The 16,977-nt window shown below is 57.5% G+C and carries 21 protein-coding genes and 1 pseudogene; 11 read left to right on the forward strand and 11 right to left on the reverse strand.

Going from position 1 to position 16,977, the window contains the following annotated elements; translation table 11 throughout:
* Positions 1-175: 175 nt before the first annotated feature.
* The 8 genes from HQL44_15675 (at position 176) to HQL44_15710 (ending at position 4,653) form a co-directional block, all read left to right on the forward strand.
* Complete coding sequence (locus HQL44_15675) at positions 176-946, forward strand: hypothetical protein (GenBank protein ID MBF0270023.1); 771 nt, start codon at positions 176-178, stop codon at positions 944-946.
* Positions 947-1,217: 271 nt separating this feature from the next.
* Positions 1,218-1,379 (forward strand): hypothetical protein, encoded by a 162-nt coding sequence (locus HQL44_15680; GenBank protein MBF0270024.1) that lies wholly within the window; start codon positions 1,218-1,220, stop codon positions 1,377-1,379.
* Complete coding sequence (locus HQL44_15685) at positions 1,376-1,618, forward strand: excisionase family DNA-binding protein (protein MBF0270025.1); 243 nt, start codon at positions 1,376-1,378, stop codon at positions 1,616-1,618. Before HQL44_15680 ends, HQL44_15685 begins: the two co-directional genes overlap by 4 nt.
* A gap of 38 nt (positions 1,619-1,656) precedes the next feature.
* On the forward strand, positions 1,657-2,142 hold the full coding sequence (locus tag HQL44_15690) for an OmpA family protein (GenBank protein ID MBF0270026.1): 486 nt from the start codon (positions 1,657-1,659) through the stop codon (positions 2,140-2,142).
* Positions 2,143-2,155: 13 nt separating this feature from the next.
* On the forward strand, positions 2,156-2,452 hold the full coding sequence (locus tag HQL44_15695) for a hypothetical protein (protein MBF0270027.1): 297 nt from the start codon (positions 2,156-2,158) through the stop codon (positions 2,450-2,452).
* Between the two features lie 2 nt (positions 2,453-2,454).
* Positions 2,455-3,042 carry a hypothetical protein gene (locus HQL44_15700; protein ID MBF0270028.1) on the forward strand — a complete coding sequence of 196 codons (588 nt, stop codon included), beginning with the start codon at positions 2,455-2,457 and terminating at the stop codon, positions 3,040-3,042.
* Positions 3,039-3,863: a hypothetical protein gene (locus HQL44_15705; protein ID MBF0270029.1), complete on the forward strand. Its 825-nt coding sequence runs from the start codon at positions 3,039-3,041 to the stop codon at positions 3,861-3,863. The genes HQL44_15700 and HQL44_15705 overlap by 4 nt, the downstream gene beginning before the upstream one ends.
* A gap of 37 nt (positions 3,864-3,900) precedes the next feature.
* Positions 3,901-4,653 carry a hypothetical protein gene (locus HQL44_15710; protein ID MBF0270030.1) on the forward strand — a complete coding sequence of 251 codons (753 nt, stop codon included), beginning with the start codon at positions 3,901-3,903 and terminating at the stop codon, positions 4,651-4,653.
* Between the two features lie 53 nt (positions 4,654-4,706).
* On the opposite strand, the gene HQL44_15715 is transcribed toward HQL44_15710, so the two are convergent.
* Entirely contained in the window at positions 4,707-4,985 is a 279-nt protein-coding gene (locus HQL44_15715) for a hypothetical protein (protein ID MBF0270031.1), read from the reverse strand.
* A 175-nt stretch (positions 4,986-5,160) separates the two neighbouring features.
* Positions 5,161-5,910 carry a phosphocholine cytidylyltransferase family protein gene (locus tag HQL44_15720; protein ID MBF0270032.1) on the reverse strand — a complete coding sequence of 250 codons (750 nt, stop codon included), beginning with the start codon at positions 5,908-5,910 and terminating at the stop codon, positions 5,161-5,163.
* A gap of 114 nt (positions 5,911-6,024) precedes the next feature.
* On the opposite strand from HQL44_15720, the gene HQL44_15725 reads away from it, so the two are divergent.
* On the forward strand, positions 6,025-7,140 hold the full coding sequence (locus tag HQL44_15725; protein ID MBF0270033.1) for a 2-aminoethylphosphonate--pyruvate transaminase: 1,116 nt from the start codon (positions 6,025-6,027) through the stop codon (positions 7,138-7,140).
* Between the two features lie 7 nt (positions 7,141-7,147).
* Here the strand turns inward: HQL44_15725 and HQL44_15730 are convergent, their stop codons facing one another.
* Both HQL44_15730 and HQL44_15735 read right to left on the reverse strand, forming a co-directional pair.
* A complete protein-coding gene (locus tag HQL44_15730; GenBank protein ID MBF0270034.1) occupies positions 7,148-8,134 on the reverse strand; it encodes a flippase-like domain-containing protein in 987 nt (328 codons plus the stop codon).
* Positions 8,135-8,141: 7 nt separating this feature from the next.
* Positions 8,142-8,786, reverse strand: a complete 645-nt coding sequence (locus HQL44_15735) for a CDP-alcohol phosphatidyltransferase family protein (protein ID MBF0270035.1) — start codon at positions 8,784-8,786, stop codon at positions 8,142-8,144.
* A 78-nt stretch (positions 8,787-8,864) separates the two neighbouring features.
* On the opposite strand from HQL44_15735, the gene HQL44_15740 reads away from it, so the two are divergent.
* Entirely contained in the window at positions 8,865-9,482 is a 618-nt protein-coding gene (locus HQL44_15740) for a CDP-alcohol phosphatidyltransferase family protein (protein ID MBF0270036.1), read from the forward strand.
* On the opposite strand, the gene HQL44_15745 is transcribed toward HQL44_15740, so the two are convergent.
* From HQL44_15745 to aepX, 3 genes are read right to left on the reverse strand one after another with little or no spacing between them, the layout of a single operon-like run.
* Complete coding sequence (locus HQL44_15745; GenBank protein ID MBF0270037.1) at positions 9,442-10,056, reverse strand: CDP-alcohol phosphatidyltransferase family protein; 615 nt, start codon at positions 10,054-10,056, stop codon at positions 9,442-9,444. The genes HQL44_15740 and HQL44_15745 overlap by 41 nt on opposite strands.
* A 6-nt stretch (positions 10,057-10,062) precedes the next feature.
* Positions 10,063-11,199, reverse strand: coding sequence for a phosphonopyruvate decarboxylase (aepY, locus tag HQL44_15750; GenBank protein MBF0270038.1), 1,137 nt, complete (start codon positions 11,197-11,199; stop codon positions 10,063-10,065).
* Positions 11,200-11,208: 9 nt separating this feature from the next.
* Positions 11,209-12,852: a phosphoenolpyruvate mutase gene (gene aepX, locus HQL44_15755; GenBank protein ID MBF0270039.1), complete on the reverse strand. Its 1,644-nt coding sequence runs from the start codon at positions 12,850-12,852 to the stop codon at positions 11,209-11,211.
* A 327-nt stretch (positions 12,853-13,179) separates the two neighbouring features.
* Between aepX and HQL44_15760 the strand changes: the two genes are divergently transcribed.
* Positions 13,180-13,947, forward strand: a complete 768-nt coding sequence (locus HQL44_15760) for a phytanoyl-CoA dioxygenase family protein (protein MBF0270040.1) — start codon at positions 13,180-13,182, stop codon at positions 13,945-13,947.
* Between the two features lie 32 nt (positions 13,948-13,979).
* On the opposite strand, the gene HQL44_15765 is transcribed toward HQL44_15760, so the two are convergent.
* The 4 genes and pseudogenes from HQL44_15765 to HQL44_15780 form a co-directional block, all read right to left on the reverse strand.
* The gene (locus HQL44_15765) at positions 13,980-14,252 is read right to left on the reverse strand and encodes a hypothetical protein (protein ID MBF0270041.1); all 273 of its coding nucleotides are present in this window, start codon (positions 14,250-14,252) and stop codon (positions 13,980-13,982) included.
* A 564-nt stretch (positions 14,253-14,816) separates the two neighbouring features.
* On the reverse strand, positions 14,817-15,083 hold the full coding sequence (locus tag HQL44_15770; protein MBF0270042.1) for a hypothetical protein: 267 nt from the start codon (positions 15,081-15,083) through the stop codon (positions 14,817-14,819).
* Positions 15,084-15,715: 632 nt separating this feature from the next.
* Positions 15,716-16,144 (reverse strand): response regulator, encoded by a 429-nt coding sequence (locus HQL44_15775; protein MBF0270043.1) that lies wholly within the window; start codon positions 16,142-16,144, stop codon positions 15,716-15,718.
* A gap of 208 nt (positions 16,145-16,352) precedes the next feature.
* A pseudogene (locus HQL44_15780) lies at positions 16,353-16,715 on the reverse strand (transposase).
* Between the last annotated feature and the right edge of the window lie 262 nt (positions 16,716-16,977).

Below are 16,977 nucleotides of genomic sequence, written 5' to 3' on the forward strand. Positions count from 1 at the left end.
AGAGTGGGGCAAAAATATGACTGCGGTTTTCGGTGCCCCCTTAAGTCAATCCATAATGTTGACATGATTGTTGTCGCATGATGGCATCCATCAGGGGAGGGGAGCAAGCGGTCCGGCCTGCTTTCGCATTTGGGCCAATGAGCGCCCCCTCGATCCCGGCCGAGGAGGAGTTCAGATGTCCCTGCGCGTCGCATCCTTTCTTGTTGGAGCCTCCTTGTTGGCATCCGCCAGTTCGGCCTGGGCCTGCGGCTACCGAGAGATCGACATGGGCCACGGACATCCCGCCATTCCCTTGGCCTTTTCCAACAGTGAAACCGGTGAGAAGGGTCTGATCTGGAAACTCTTTGGCCATCTGCCTGCGCAGGGCGCGGGCTTCATCCGCCTGCAGCCATCCGAGACGGGCGACCGCTGGGAAGCGATCTCTGAGGGTGAAGACGAGTTGGCGAAATGGCGGTTCACGCCGACGGGCAACGATCAGAAGCGGGATGGCGGGTTGGTTCTGCGCGTATCGGCCAAGAAGGAAGGGGCGACGAACATCCCCCTGCGCTATGTGCCAGCGAGCGGCGCGCCGCAAGACTTGCACTTTCGCCTTTACGTCTCCCCTCCCCCGTCGCCGCCCGAGCCGCAGACGCTAAGAGTCGAGGGCGAGACCTTCAGGGGCCGCGTCGACAATCACAGCACATTTCTCATCCACTTGAAGAAGCCGCTTGCGCCCGGCCATCGCTGGGAGGTCAAGGAAGCCGTTTATCAGGAATGGGACACCAGCAACGGCGACAAATGGCTGCCCATTGACGTTTCCCGGCGCCAGGGCGAGGAGGGGCATTTCATGACGTCGGCGCAAGGACAATCCGCTCGCATCGTCTTCGTCCAGAAAGGAAGTGACGGGCAATATTCTGCAGAAACGGTAACGCTGCTGCTTGATGTTACTCCCACGGCAATGTGCTGACATGGAAAAATATGCGCGCGTCCTCCATCTAAGAGCTTTTGCGATTTTTGTGCTGGCGCTTTCGTCTAATGCCTTGTTTGCAGCGCCCGTCATTGCCGCCTCTCTGTCTTGCAAATCGGCAAGCGAAGTCGAATGTCGCCCAACGGGCTGCGAGAGCCAAGCCCAGCACAGTGCGCTGACGGTCGATATCAAAAGCCGGGAGATTACATATTGCGCTGGCGAAGGATGCTACGGCGCCCGCGTCGCATTGGTCAAAGCCCAGGATGGTGGAATGTCGTTCGCCTTTGACGCCAAGCCACAAGATGGGCGGCTGGGCGAGCGGGTCGATAGGCTGGCCACCATCCATCCCGGCGGAAAAACGGCAACGGTCGGCAGCTTCCTTGCCGACGGCACGGTTCTGTTCAGCCGCATGGACTGCGAGAACCAGCCATGATCCAGCGCCTGCTGCATTTCATCCATGCCAAGAAGGGCAGTCCATCGTCTGATCGCGACAATCTAATGACGCTGGACGAGGTGGCGGCAAGGCTCGGCGTCGATGTCGTGGTTGTTCGTCGCTCCATCGCCAAGGGTGACTTGCCTGCGGTGCGAACCGGCAGGCAATTGAAAGTCGAGCGCGGCGCGTTTGAGCAAGCGCTGGCCATCGCTGGCGCGCATTACGGGCCAGCGCCATGATATTTGTCGTCAACCATAGTTGCATAAGGGGACGAATCATGCGGTTTTGTCTGATGCTGTTCGCGGCCCTTGTTGCCGCTGTGGCGCCCATGACCGCTGAAGCCAGCCAGGATATCTTGCCGTCATGCGGCCAGAGCCAGAGCAGTATCGAAGAAAAAATGAATCTCGATACCGGCAGCTATATTCGGTCGGCCAATCTTGATCGTGGCGCAGTCGTTCCCTTTGCCGTCGGCGCATTCCATCTTGGCAAAGACGCAACAGGCTGTCTCGACAAGGCGATCGCCTGGCTGCAGGCCCATCCGGAACGCATGGCGAAACTTGAAGGTCATGCCGACGAATCTGGAAGCGATGAATACAACCTAGCTATTGGCGAGAAGCGCGCCAACAGCGTGCTGGCCTATATGACGGCCAACGGCATATCGCCCTCCCGACTTTCAGTCGTCACCATGGGCCGCATGCGCCCCTTGTCGCAAGAGGCGGGCGGAAAATTGAACGGCCGGGTCGAAATCACGCTTGGCAAATGAAGGTGCGATGCAAATGACGCAACAAGGATTGACCGTGGCGTTGAACAAGATCCTGCGCGAAGAGTCGCGTTACGCAACGGGCCTTGAGAAAGGCGGCGAGTTTGGGCGCGCCAAACTGGCCAGGGCGGCCATCGACGGGGTCAAGCTGGCGCTTAAAACCGCCGCCATGGCAAACGACAAACCCTTCGACATCGCTTTGCGCGACGCCTTGACGGAAAGGCGCGCCGATTACAACGAATATTGGAACGACCCGGACGGGGTGGGAACCTCGACATTCTTTCGCGCCCTCAATCTTGTTGACGAGGACTGAGCATGAAAAAACGTTTATGTGCGACATTGGCGCTATTGGCGGTTAGTCTGGCGGGCTGCGTACCCCTGGTGCTGGAAAGTAAAAGCACCTACTTCGCCACCAGCGAATACAGCTATCCTCTTGCCGATGGCGTTTATGTTCTGGGCACGCCGATGAGCGCCCCGGCGAAAATTGCGCGAGAAGCAAACCACATCACCATCACAACGACAAATGACGATGGCAAGGAAGTTGCCCTGATCGGGGGCTTGATCGCTCTGGCAACCCCAGGACATTTCATCTTTCAGGTGACCGACGGAATCGAGAGCGGCAAGCCCGCCGATAAGACCCCCGAAGAGGCCACCTATGTCCCGATGCGCATCATGTCAAGTGGCGAGGTGCATTGGTATATGGGGCCGAAGGGTTCCAATAAGGATTGTGACGCATTCCTTCTGGCGCACGGCTTCCGGCCTCGCGACTATGGCGCGTGGGATCACCCAAAAGACTTTTCCAAAGAGCAATTAAAGGCGTTCTACGAAGATCTCGCACCATTGCTGGATCGGAGTCCAGATACATGGGAAGCCGTGAAAATGATGCGGGTCACTAAGTCATGAAGCGAGATCTTTTTGCTCTGTCCCTTCTTGGCTTGGCGGCCTTGGCGACGCCCTCCTATGCCTGTGGCGGCAATGCCGATCTCAATCCGGGCGAGCCTGCGTTCGCTCCCAGTTCCAAGCTTGTCAATCAAGAGCATCTTCTGAATGTGTCTTTCACGCACATCAGTCCGCTTCTAAAATTGCAGGCAGGCAAAAGCGGATATGTCAGGCTTGGCTTCTTGTCTCCAGACGACAAATGGGAAATCAGACATTCCACGGAGCGGAATTGGAACGACATTCTCAAGCCAGTCGAAAACGAATATATGTCCCTGCGTGGGACGCGAGATGGAAATGTGATCACCCTTTTTGTGTCTGGAAAGGCGGAAGGCCAAAGCAGTTTCCATCTGGCCTATCTGCCGCAGAAGGGATCGCCCGCCTATGGGCCGAGCAAAAGATTGATCCCCATGCCGATCATCGTGAAGGTGCTGGCGCCATACGTGTTCGTTCCGAAGGTTATGGTCGTGGAGGGCGACGTAGACGCCAGCAAGGCCTCGGTTGATGGCTACAGTTCCTTTTTCGCCCGTCTGCCGCCTGCGATGGCTGGCCACCAGTGGGAAGTGGCTGATGCAATGCAAACCTCATCCGACCCGAGCGCTGACAAGCAAGGGCCGTGGCAGCCGCTCGAGGTTGCGCCAAGAAAAATGGAGAACGGCGATTTCCACATCGGCACGCCTTCATACGGCACGATTAAAATCGTTTTCGCGATGAAAGACGGTGGAACTGGGATTGCGACCAGCAAACTCACCCTAGCCTTAAGGGTGAACCCCAGACCTAAGTGCTGAACCTGCCATCGGCCATCGTCATCATATCGGGGAAATCATGAAACGTTTGCTGAATGTCATAGCCATTGCGTCGGGGTTGTGGATATTGGCGACACCAGCCAGCGCCGCCTGCACGAGCCAGGAGATTGTGTCCTTGACCAATTCAGGCTGTGATTTTGCCTGCATCCAGAAGAAATGCCTTGGCGAAGCTGCGCCGCCAGAGACTGCGCAACCTGAACCCAACCGGTTTGAAAAGCGCCAGCAGGCCTATGAGCGCTGGCGCAAGGTGCAACCAGCCGGGGCGCCCAATAGCAAGGATGATTATTGGATGGCCTATGAGAAATACGGCAAAAGCAAATTCACGGCCATCAACAATCGTGATCCGCGGGGCCTTCGCGCCTACATGGAAAAACTTCCGCCGGACGAAGAGGAAAGACGCGATCTCATGAGTGCGATTGAAGATTGGGAAAGGAGCGCGGCTCGCAACGAGACGTTTTCCGAACTGACGAAAATCGACAATCGGCTAAAGCAAAGAGTCGCCGATGCCCAGAATCTGGCGGGCCGACAGTCGCAGTATCAGGAGATTGCTTATATTGGCGAAGCCATCAACGACAAGATGAGGGTTGTGGAAGGCATTGCCGGTTGCTCTGGCTCGCTTGGATATTTCCGCGAGGCGCTTGGCTATGTCAGGTCAGCCCAGTCGGCGCATCGCCATGAGAGCTGGTCCAGGGTTCGCGCCGCCTTAAGCGACATGATCGACAGCCTAAACACTGGCAATGAAGACCTGTCTTCCTGCGTCAACAAACGTTAGCGGCCTTCTTTCCCACGGCGAATAGGACCGCCAACGCTTGATCGCACGCCAATTTAGCGATGGTTCTGGTGGCGGGCGAATTTCCCGTCATGGGATCTCTCGTGCTGGGGCCGCTCATGTCTGGCATTGCCGTATATGGGGCCATAACTCCTGGCCGGGTAAAGACTGCTTGGCGGCTGGTAGGCGTAGGATGAGGGCGGTTGGTACCCGTATCCATAGGAGCTGGCTGGCTGCTGATAGCTGTTAAGCCCGCTGAGCAAGGCGGGATCAATCAGGCAGCCGGTCAGACTCATGCTGAGCGCTGCGACGGCGATGAGCGGGCGAATTTTCATGGAACCTCTCCTGTACCCTTGTTGGGAAACTATGGAGAGCAAAACTATCCCCGCACCATGACGTTATGTTGGCGGGAATATGGTATTTTAGCCTTAAAGCCGCAACTGCGCCGCTCGGTGGTTGGATGGCGTTTCTTCGCGGGACCGTGACGGCGTCGGCTTCAGACGATCCGCTCTAAACGCCCAAGCTGATGCTGGGCAATATTGTGTTTCTGGCGCGTTCGATGTCTTCGGGGAAGTCGATTTCAATCCAGGGCGTCCCGGAAATGTCTTCAATCGAGAAAATCTCAGGCTCGGCCAGCATAAGGTCGCGCATCGCGGGTTCATAGGCAAGGTGCAGGTCGCCCCGTTCTATGTAGGGGCGAAGAGATTCCACCAGCCGCGGCCCGTCGGCGGAACCGAACTTGGCGAATCCCGGCCACTCGCCGATGGCGTCATAGTCTAGGTCAGCGGGCAAGACCTTGCCGAATTCGACGATCCGCCCGGATTTCAGGCACAGTTTTACCGGCTCGTCGCCCGGCGTGTAGTCGCGGTCCAGCAAAAAGACGGTTCCCTTCCGTCCAGCCAGTCTTTGCATCATCAAGGGCGGATAGAGGACGTCGGCATCCATGAACAGCACATCGTCACTTCCATCCAGCACGTCGCGCGCCAGCCACAGCGACAGGATCGGCCCCTTTAGGAAATTGGGGTTCTCGACGAAGCGCACGAAATTTGAAGCGCCCAGCCGGGCAACCGCTTCGCGCAGCAGTCCCTGTCGGTAGCCGACCACCATGGTCAGGTCGCTCACGCCGAGATTTCTCAAGATCGACAGATGGCGCTCCAACAGCGTCATGCCCTCGAATTCCAGCAGCACCTTTGGCGGCGCCGTTTCATCCCCGCCGAACAGTCTTTTGCCGATACCGGCGGCCAGCATGATCGCGCGCATTTGTTCCCTTCCTTGAAATATCAAGTTACAGTTTAATGTCGCCCCATGGTCCTCTCAAGCCGAATCGTGCTATGTCAGGGCCGCTTTGCTCACAGGCTTCAAGGATTGCCGACCATGGACAAGGTCCCCCTGCTTCTGACGCCGGGTCCGCTTACCACTTCCGCGACGGTCAAAGCGGCCATGCTGCGCGACTGGGGGTCGCGCGATCCCGGCTTCATCGCCATGAACGCGCGGATTCTTGAGCGTCTTTGCGCCATCGCAGGGGGCGAAGCCGGTTATGCCACCGTGCCGGTGCAGGGCAGCGGCACCTTCGCCGTCGAGGCGATGATTGGAACGCTTCTGCCTAGAGACGGCGGCAAGCTGTTGGTTCTGGTGAACGGCGCCTACGGGCGTCGCATGGTGAAGATCGCCCAGGTGCTTGGCCGTTCGGTCGCTTTCATGGAATGGGCCGAGGATGAAGCCGTATCGCCAGTGATGCTGGATGAGCGTCTTGAAAGGGATGTCGGCGTCACCCATGTCGCCATCGTTCAGTGCGAGACCACGTCCGGCATCCTGAACCCGGTCGAAGAGGTTGCCGCCGTCGCAAGGCGTCATGGCCGCGCTTTGCTGGTCGATGCCATGAGCGCTTTCGGCGCCCTTCCCATCGATGCCGAAACGACAGGCTTTCTCGCCCTGGCCGCCTCCAGCAACAAGTGTCTGGAGGGCGCCCCCGGCCTTGGCTTCGTGATTGCTAGAAGGAGCGAGTTGGAAGCCGCCGCCGGCAATTCCCATTCCCTGTCGCTCGATCTTCACGATCAATGGAAGGGATTCGAGACAAATGGGCAATGGCGTTTCACGCCGCCGACCCATGTGATTGCGGCCTTGTCCCAGGCTTTAGACGAATTCGACGCCGAAGGCGGGGTCAAGGGCCGTGGGGGGCGCTACCGGGAAAATTTGGATATGCTCGTCTTGGGCATGCGCGCCCTGGGTTTCCAAACGCTGCTGGCCGACGAAGTTCAAGCGCCGATCATCGTCACCTTCCGCATGCCTGCCGATCCTGCCTTCGATTTTCAGGCCTTCTATCAGGCGATGGCCCGGCGCGGCTTTCTGATCTATCCCGGCAAGCTGACGGTGGCCGACAGTTTCAGAATGGGATGTATCGGCAGGCTGAGCGCCAAGGACATGGAAGCGGCGGTTGGAGCGGTCAAACAGTCGATGGCGGAAATGGGCGTTGCCGACGGAAGACCTTGAGGTGGCTTTATTGCTGCTTTTCGGAACTCTTCAGATAGACGAGACCGACCAGCCCCCCCCAACCCAACCAGCATAATTCGCGCGCCCGGCGCACCAGAGCGACGGCCAATCCAAGATCCGCGGAACCGGCGATGGCGGCATAAAGCAGCAGGAACGTTCCTTCCTGCACGCCCAGCGAAGCGGGCATGATGAAAATCGCGCTGCGGACAAGCTGGATCGCCGCCTCGATGATCCAGGCATCGGTCATGCTGACGGGTTGGCCAAGCAGCCAGGAAATTGCCCAGACTTCCAGAATGCCCAGCAGCCAATTGACGAAGGCCAGACCGATGGCGGCCAGGAATCTGGCTCGGTGCTTGGTGTAGAAGCGCACCAGCATGTCGTCGAATTCCTGGATTTGCACGATGCGATGGGCAATCTTGTGTCCGCCAGGCAGGACCGACAGGCGCTTCGATATCCGCGAGGTCATTCTGACCCGCTGGATCAAAAAGAAAGCAAGAATGGAAAGAGCAAAAACGCCAAGCCCCGCGCCACCCACAGACTTGTAAACGACCGGCAGTTTCTCGGACTGCACCATGAAGGCAAAGCCGATGGCGAGGAACAGCACCAGGGCGATCATATTGACGGTTTTTCCCAGCACCAGCGAAGCGGTCCCCGCTTTAAGCCCGATGCCAAACCGCCGCTTCAAGATCAGGGCCTTCACGGGTTCGCCGCCCATGCCGCCGGCGGGCAGGACGGCATTGAACATCTCGCCCACCAGGCGAATATTGAAGATGCGCTTGAACCAGGCGAAGGACAGCGGGATTTCAACCAACGCCATATGGAAGGTGAAGGCGTCGATGGCGAAGGCCGCGAGATATAAAAGCAGAATGGCAAGAAAGCCGGGCGCGCCCACCTTCAGAACCATCGACCAGACTTCGCCGATATCCGTCTGAAGAACCACCGCGACGAGAAGCCCGACCCCCAGAAGAATATACAGGAGCTTTAATAGCCTCATGACTGGATCAGACGTGAAAGCGGCGGGCGAATGACAGAAATTGCAAAGCCCAATATACCTGCGCGCCGATGGCGCCCGCCGGAAGCAAGAACCAAAGGCCGTCAACCAAGGCCAGCATCAGCACCAGAAAGCAGAAATCCGCTCGGCTCAATTCGCGAAAGACAAACACCGTCCATTGGAAGAACCCTTCTGGCTGAGAAGACGGCTCGGGCGGCTTGTCCTTGGCCGATCTGGCATCGACGGTCTCAAGATATTGCCCGATAAAATAATTGATCGAGCTGCCAGCGGCGGCGGCATAGCCGAACCAAGCCCAGATGTCCGACTGGCTTTGCGCCGACACGCCGTAACCCAGGGCAAGAAAGAAGGCGGCATGCACGATCCAGTCGACGAAAGAATCGAACCGCTTGCCGAACTCGGAACACTGGTTCTTGCTCCTTGCCACCTCTCCGTCGCAATTGTCGAGAATGTAGGCGCCGATCAGCAGCAGGGCGGCGATGATCTGGGCGTTGATGGCTAGGCACCAGGCGCCAGCCAGCCCCAGGATCATCGCTGTGGCGGTAACCTGATTGGCCGAGATCGGCAGGCGAAGCAGAACCGGCGTCACGAAGGACGACAGGCGGCGGACGAGCGGAAAGGCGGATGCGTGATTCATGGCCGAAGATTAGACAAGATGCCGCCCGGCGTGAAGACAAGTCTTGACAGGAATGGCCCCAAAGATCAGTTTTCCGCCATGAAAACCGACCCCTGGGATCAAAAAGCGGCGCGCGTGCTGGTTCGGCCATTGACGAAAACGCCGATCCACCCGAACCATGTAACGATTTTCAATATTCTGATGGCGCTTGTCGGCGCTTGGCTGATCGCCAAGGGTGACGCGACGTCGGTCGGCTGGGGGGCGACCTTGTTCGCCTTGTCGCGCTTCCTTGACCATTTCGACGGCGAACTGGCCCGCCAGACGGGCAAAACGTCGAAACTCGGCTACTATCTGGACTATGTCGCGGGCGGCGTCAGTTTTGGCGCTTTGTTTTTGTCGATGGGTATCGGCTTTTCACAAGGATTGCTGGGTGGCTGGGCCATTTTGTTGGGAGCGGCCGGCACCTTTTCCGCCGTGTTTTCCGTCTTTCTCAATCTGGGCATCGACAAGGCCAGCAAGTTCGAGGAGGGCGAGGCCATCGGCTATCCCGCTTTCGCCGGATTCGAGCTTGAGGACGGCGTCTATCTGATCGCCCCGGTCGCTTGGTTCGGCTGGCTGGAATATTTCTTCATCGCCGCCGGAATCGGCGCAACGGTCTACACCGTTTGGACGCTGCTCAATCTTTTGCGTCTGCGGCGGGGAACAGGAATTTCCTGAATTTCAGAAAGAAGAATATCGCAAACGCTGGCGCTCCGATGGCCGCCAGGGCCAGCAGAATCTGCGACAGGCCAAGCCAGATCAGAATCGGAATGGCCAGCATGCCGTCATCGGGATCGAAGCCGCCCGACCCATGCATTTCGGCGGCGCGAGCACCCTGAAGCGCTTCGGCCCGCATGACCAGCCATAAGATCGCGGCGACGGCGCCACCCGCCATGAACCCCATCGGAACGGCGAAGGCGCCGAAAAATCCATCGCGAAGACCAATGCCCAATCCCACGAAGATCAAAGCGTTCGAAAGACTGTCGGCGATCAGGTCGTATTTGTGGCCCCAGGGGCTGGTTTTGCCGGACAGGCGGGCCAGTTCGCCATCGGCACGGTCAAGGACCATCGACAACAGAAAAACGCCGCCGCCCCAAGCCGCCAGCGAAGCGTCGCCGCTGGCGACCAGCGCCGCCGCGCCGATGCCACAGGCCAGTCGCAAGGTGGTGATCTGGTTGGGCGTGACCGGCGTATTGACCAGCGGACGCACGCCCAGACGGGAAATCTTGTGAATCCAGGTATTGTGGCTCATGACGGCTCAGCTTTCGAGAAACGCTTTGAAGCGGCGCGCCACCTCGGGCGGCTTCACGGTCGGCCTGCCCAACTTGTCCATCGAGCCTAGCCGAATCCGCGCATGAACAAGATGAGGCCCATCCTTGGCCAAGGCAAGCGCCAAAGCCCGTTCGAAACCGGCAACATCGTCCACAGCCGTGGCCGCCGCATAACCCGAAGCCAGGGCGACCTTTGCAAAATCAACGCTGTCGGAAACGGTCATCTGCCCGCCCGTCGAATCATGAACGCCGTTGTCGAAAAGGATGTGGATCAGGTTCTTGGGGCGATAGGCGCCGATGGTGGCGAAGTTGCCCATCTTCATCAGCGCCGCACCGTCGCCATCCAGAACCACGACTGGCCGCTTGCTATTCAAGGCCACGCCCAGCCCCATGGCGCTGGCGCCGCCCATCGATCCCACCTGATAGATATGCTGGTCGCGGTCGGCCAGCGTGAACAGCTCGCGCCCGCACTTGCCGGTCGTAGCGACCACCGCGGCGCTTGAGGGGATGGCGGACAATAGACTTTCAAGAAGCGCTGCGCGCGAAGCACGCTCGCCATGTCCTTGCAGATCGTCGAAGGTTCCCAGGGGGAAGGACTGCGGTCTGTCTTGGTGCAGCGCTTCGTCCTCGACGCTGTCCTTGGCCATGATGAAGGCGAAGGGAAGGCCGCTTTCTTCCATGCTGGCCCAGGCCTTACGCAAGGCTGGTTCGACCTGTTCCGGTTCGGAAGGAAATGGCAGGTGCGGCACGCGCATGACGTCCAGCAGACTCGCGGTGATTTCCCCCATCAATTCGTGCTGCGGCTCATCCTTAAGACCCGGCTGGCCGCGCCAAGTGACGATCATCAAGGTTGGGATGCGAAAAGGCCAGTTCAGCGAAGTGAGCGGATTGACGGTATTGCCCAGGCCTGAATTCTGGCACATCACCACGGTTCGCCGACCCGCCAGCCAAGCGCCTGCGGCGATGGCCACGGCTTCGCCCTCGCTGGCTGCTCCCACATAGCTGATCGAACGGTCGCTGATGACCCGGTTGATCATCGGAGTCAGAAACGAGCACGGCACGCCAGTATAGAAATCGATGCCCTGCTCGGCGGCCGTTGCAAGAAACTGCGCGGCTTTGATCATGGTCAGCGCTTACAGGAAGTTGCGGGCGCGGGCCAAGCCGAAGGCGTCGTTGACATCCAGCCAATGTCCGGACGTGTAGACGACTTGCGGTTTTGCGCCCCTGGCAATCAGTCGGTGCAGGAGATTGGCCATCGAGGACTTATCCAGCTCGCCCGTTTCCTTCATGGCCGCCAGTTCCGCCTTGACCAGTTCGGCCCCTTTGGGACTAAGGCGGACCAAGCCGATCCATTCGCCGTGGGCCTTCTGCCAATCCAGGTCCTCGCCGATTTCCAGAAGATCGACCGGCTGGTCGTGGATCAGATGGTCTGGCGTGCAGGGCGAAGAGCAAACGACCAGATCGGCCGATGGGCGCTGCGCCGGATCGGGGCGGCTGGAATCGGCGACCAGAACGATGTCGCCCTTGGCCCCCAGCATCAGTCCCAACACATGGTCGCGGAACAAGATGTCGCCGTAAGCGACGATGCATTCACCATTGAGACGATCGGCGGCGCAGGCAAGCGAAGACAGTTCGCCGGTGGTTTCATGTCCGTCGTTGACGATCTTGCGAATGTCGGGAAGCGAGATGGCCTCGTGCTTATAGCCGCCAACCACTGTCACGTCGTCGGAACCGGCGCCATGCAGCGAGCGGACCAGGCGTTTCAAGATCGGCTCGCCGCGCACGTCCAGCATGCATTTGGGTCTGTCCTCGGTCAGCTCCGCCAGTTGCTTGCCGCGCGAAGCCGCCAGAATCACCGATGAGATGCGGCGGCGATTGTCGGGCAGATAGCGCTTCTCGGCCTCGGCCACCTCATGGGTCGCCGTCAGGTCGAAAACGTCTGTCAGGTTGGCGACCGCGCCTTCGATGCCGACCAAACTTTCCTCTTGCTTGATCTTCAAGCTGACTTCGCGCATGGCGGCCAGCGATGCGCGCAGATTGTGATTGGCCCAGATGATGGTCGAAACGCCCGCCTCGCGGAAACGCTGGGTCGGCGTGCGGTAATACATGGTGGGCACGATCACCACCGGGCAGCGGTTTCCCCATTCTCTTAAGAAGTGCAGGATTTCGTCTGGATTCGACTTCTTCGAATGGATCAGCACGCCGTCGGCGCCCGCCTTGTGGTAGGCCTCGGCGCGCTTCAGCGCTTCTTCCATGCCGCGCCCGGCGATCAAGGCCTCAAGCCTAGCGATGATCGAGAAATCAGGATCCGTCTGGCTGTCCTTGCCTGCCGTGATCTTGCCGGAAAATTCGCTGATGTCGGCCAGCGACTGGTCGCCATCGAGAAACGAATTTGTTTTTGGGAAGATCTTGTCCTCGATGCAGACGGCGGCGACGCCGCGCTGGCACAATTTCTTGACCAAGCGGCGAAAGTTGTTGAAGTCGCCATAGCCGGTATCGCCATCCAGAAGAATGGGGATCGATGTGGCGTCGGCCATGAATTCCAGCACTTCCAGAACTTGCGTCCAGGAGGCTTCGTTGCGGTCGCGCACCCCCAGGGCAGTCGAAATCGACAGGCCGGATGCCCAAATTCCCTCGAATCCGGCATCCTCGACGATGCGGGCAGACATGCCGTTATGGGCCTCCATCAAGAAGGTCAATTGCGGCGAGGTCAGCAACTCGCGAAAGCGCTTGGCCTTGGACTTGGGACTCTGGGATGGCTTGATGGAGCCGGTCATGCGACGTGCGACCTTTCGAACTGAAGCGGCTTAATTTAGAGGGATGCTAAACAAGACGGCTTTGGGACCCCTAGTTAGCAAAAAATCAAGCCGAGGAAAATGCCTATTGTTACGGAAAGTTGACAGAGATCATGGCGACGCCTGCACATTCAGGGGCTTAATTCCGGCCGGAACAGTGACCTAGCGGGTCATGTCCAAAATCCATTCTCGTTCAGTCCGGCACGGGCGAAGGCAAGTGAAGGACAGATGGCTTGCAGATTTCCGTTTGTGTGCCATAGCGAGAGTGGCTAGGATCGCCACAAAATTGTCACATGGGGTGTTCAAAAAATGGCTCTGACGGATGAACAGAAACAGAATTTCAAGACTCAAGGCTTCCTGATTTTCAAAGGCTTTTTCAGCCCGGCTGAAATGGCCAAACTGTCGGCCTTTCTTGATCGCCTGCGAGACACCAAGGCGGAAGAAGGAAAAGAGGCCAAGTACTACGAAAAAAGCCCGCTGACCGGCGAGCCGATCCTGGTGCGCGTGGAAAATCTGTTCGGCGGCCTGAACCCTGCCGAAGAAGCCCTTCTCATCACCGATCGCGCCAAGGCAATCCTGGCCGATATGTTTGGAGAGCAGCCCACGCTGTTCAAGGAGAAGGTCAATTACAAGGTTCCCGGCTGCCGTCCCGATAAGCTGCACCAAGATCAGGCCGCGGGCTGGAACGCCTATTCCGACTTCTTCATCACCATGGGAATCATGGTCGATGCCAACCACAAGGGCAATGCGGCGCTCAGCTTCATGTCCTCGGGCAATTACAAAAAGGAATTGATGGGGCCGGAATGGCAGGTGCTGACGCATGACGACCCGCCCTACAAGCCGGAAAACGAATACATGCTGATCGAGGGCCAGCCCGGCGACGTTATCTTCTTTGATTCCTATGTGCCGCACGGCTCGCCGTCGAACGCCAGTTCAGAGGCTCGCCGCAACGTCTTCCTGACCTTCAATCGCGCCTCGGACGGCGACATGCGGATGCGCTACTACCACGATAAGTGGAAGAACTACGCTCCCAACAAGGTCGATGACGCGCGCGCCAACACCAGCTACAGGGTGTAGGACGGAGGACGGCTGCTGGATGCCGGCATCTGTCAGGAGACTGGCGGTAATGGCAGCGGCATCCAGTGAGTCGGTTCAATTTTCGCGAAGACGAAACCATCGTGTTTGGTGGCCGACCACCATTGATCGCCCATCAGAAAAGCCAGATCAGGCAGGGGCCAGCCGTCCCCCCACACAAGCACTGGCTTTCTCTCCTCATCTTGCGTTGGCACTGGAAATGAGCTGATTGGCATCCATTTCATCACGCACGCTCCCGCTGGCTGTTTGAGTTGGGCGGCCCGTCGATAGGGATCGTCAACCGCCATGGCCCTTTTCTCCCTCCGAATGCCGGGACAAGACCTGTCCTGCAACATTGGTGTCTATAAGCGCTTTTCAGTGTCAGGAGAAAATGTCTCGATGGCGACCCCAACGGGATGGAAGGAGAGTTCTTATATCTAATTGTTTTTATTGTTTTTCTATAGTCATTGTCCGCAGCCTGTCGTGACAATACCGGGACAATTTTTCGGGTCAGGGATCGGGACAAACAGGTCAGATGTGGGCGAATCCGTTTAAGCGAGCAGATCGGCAAGATTAAGGACCGCTGGGGCGTGCCCTATCGGCTTTGATGGCTGGGGGCTTATTCCGGGTCTTGAGTGCTGGGATATCACGATAATTTCCTGTTATCAGCTTATGCGCCATGAAATTTCTGACGAAAATGTCATTTCTCGAAAATGCGATCAGGAAATTTGCGGCATAAATTTCGAAAGGTTTGCCGCCTAGCGGGAACGCCTGGGGGGTGTTTCAATTTGGTGCCGCAGATTCTGCTCACTTCTCCGCTTTGCTGGAGCAACGAAATCTCCAGTCTTTGTCAAAAATCCGGACTCGTTGTTTCAGCAGGACGATGGTACCGCTGATTTGCGATTCAGACGGTTTTCTCTGGTACCAAGGAATGCCGATTGCCTGGAACCAATAATTGCCAGAGGCGCGGGGAAATGCTGGGATTGGATTTCTGCGGCATGTCGCTTGATTTTATGTGCCGCGACTTTTGCAAAATGCGTGGTACCACGAAAAGTGAAAAGAGAGACAAGGCGCACCAAAGGAACGAGGCGTTCACACGCCCCTTCCAGCCCCATTTTTTGGCCCGACGGCGTGCTCATGCAGGGGTGTTTTCACGGCTCAATGAAAAGCGACGTCAGCTTCGAATTGACGTGCCCGCCATTTTGGCGCGTCCGGTGGTGCCGCAAAATCAAACCAGATGAAAATTCGTGGTCCAGAAAAAGTCTTAAGAGAAAGCGGAAAGCGGAACATGAAAATGTACCTGCTTGGCGAGATTGCGGTGCCATGAAAATGGGGATGCGTGGCAATTTGCCCGGCACATCTTTTCCTCATTCGGATAGGCGCTCTGCTTGCGTGGCCAGCGATCCACGCAAATGTCTAAATGATCTGCGGAGCAGGAGATGAGGAGAGGTTGACCTGCCATTGATAGCGTCAAGGGAGTCGGCAACACCGTCACAGATAACCGTACCTTGCAGTTGCCTGAATGGCCCTCCGTTATTCCCCTCGGGTGAGGGCACAGCGCAAAATAACCGTTAGCCATCAAAGAGTCCTATTTCCGCCCTTACCTTTTTGCAACCATCTGAAAATCATAATTCTTGCGCTTCTACCGGGCCCACCATTTCCTCACAACGCATTGCTTTTACTTGATATTACCGCCCTCGCCTGTAGGGGGGGCATAAGCACCACGTCACCAATTTCACGAATGCCTTCAAGGCGCAGTTTGATAAATCGCCTAGCCAGTTCCGGAAGATGTGACTTGGCGGATTGCCGCAGATATTTCCTGAACATTGATGGGCTTGGTTAAAAACACGTTGACCCCGGCATCGGCGGCCAACTGCCTTCCCTCCGCTCCGGCATTTCCGGTCAGCATGATAATCGGAACGTCGGCATCCAACCCATTAACAGCCCCGGATCTGATGCGCCTAGCACAAGCCATGCCATCAAAATCCGGCATCAACCAATCCAGAAAGACGATGTCAGAGGTGTTCTGCGCAATCGCCCCGCTCTCCTGGCGCTCAAGATTTGTCCTACGAAAGAAGAGCGAGCCATTGTCAACTTCAACGACCTTCTTGATGCCGCACATCTCGACAGCGATGCGGATTAGCTTGCGCATGTATACGTCGTCTTCAACAATCAAAGCGCGGCTTACCTTGTGGTTCATTGTTCTTCCTCCGAATGCCTAGTGGCCTTAATTAGTTACCTATCAATCGCCAAGGGGCAAGCTAAAAGGAAGGGTATATACTCAAGTATTAACCTTAAAGAAAATAGCGAATTATAAGAAACAGGCTGAAAGACAACCTCATAATTATTGAGGCCTTTCTCAGGATTTAGGTTTAGCTGCCTTGCATCTTAGAGCCCGTCCGGGAAGTTCATGTGTAAGCCAAGCGTCTTAGCATAAGCTTGATTATGGCGAGGCGCACGAGAGCGGTTGCCGTCCTGGCCAAGTTCTCGAAGTCACGCGCCAGCCGTCTGTTGCGGCTGATCCATGCCAAGGTGCGCTCGACGATCCATCTTTTGGCGATGACCGCGAAGCCCTTTTGGGTCTCTGATCGTTTGACGATTTGCACCTGCCAGGTTCCGGCTTTCTTTGCGGCATCGCGGACGCGCGGGCCTTGATATCCGGCATCTGCGAAGATCACCTCGATAAACGGAAACCGCCGCCGTAGTCGCTGGGTCAGAACGTACTTCGCGCCGTCCAGGTCCTGAATATCGGCGGGATGCACGACGACGTTGGCCGGTCAGTTGGTCATGAACATCTTCGGGGACGCTGAAAACTTGTAGCCCAAGTTCCAAAGCTAATTTGCGGTCTGACTGACCTTGCGCCCTCCCGAGCAGATCCCGGCACAGTTTGTTCGCCCCCCTCTCACTTATTTCCGGTACGTGCGGGCAGGCAGGTTCGTGGCACAAAAATTCGTCAATCCAGCTACAAAATCATGGCACCACGATTTTTCAAATCCGTGGTCCCGCGCTAACGCTGTCCTTTGTCATTTTTTG

It is taken from the genome of Alphaproteobacteria bacterium (genome assembly GCA_015231795.1).
Classification (GTDB): domain Bacteria; phylum Pseudomonadota; class Alphaproteobacteria; order Rhodospirillales; family WMHbin7; genus WMHbin7.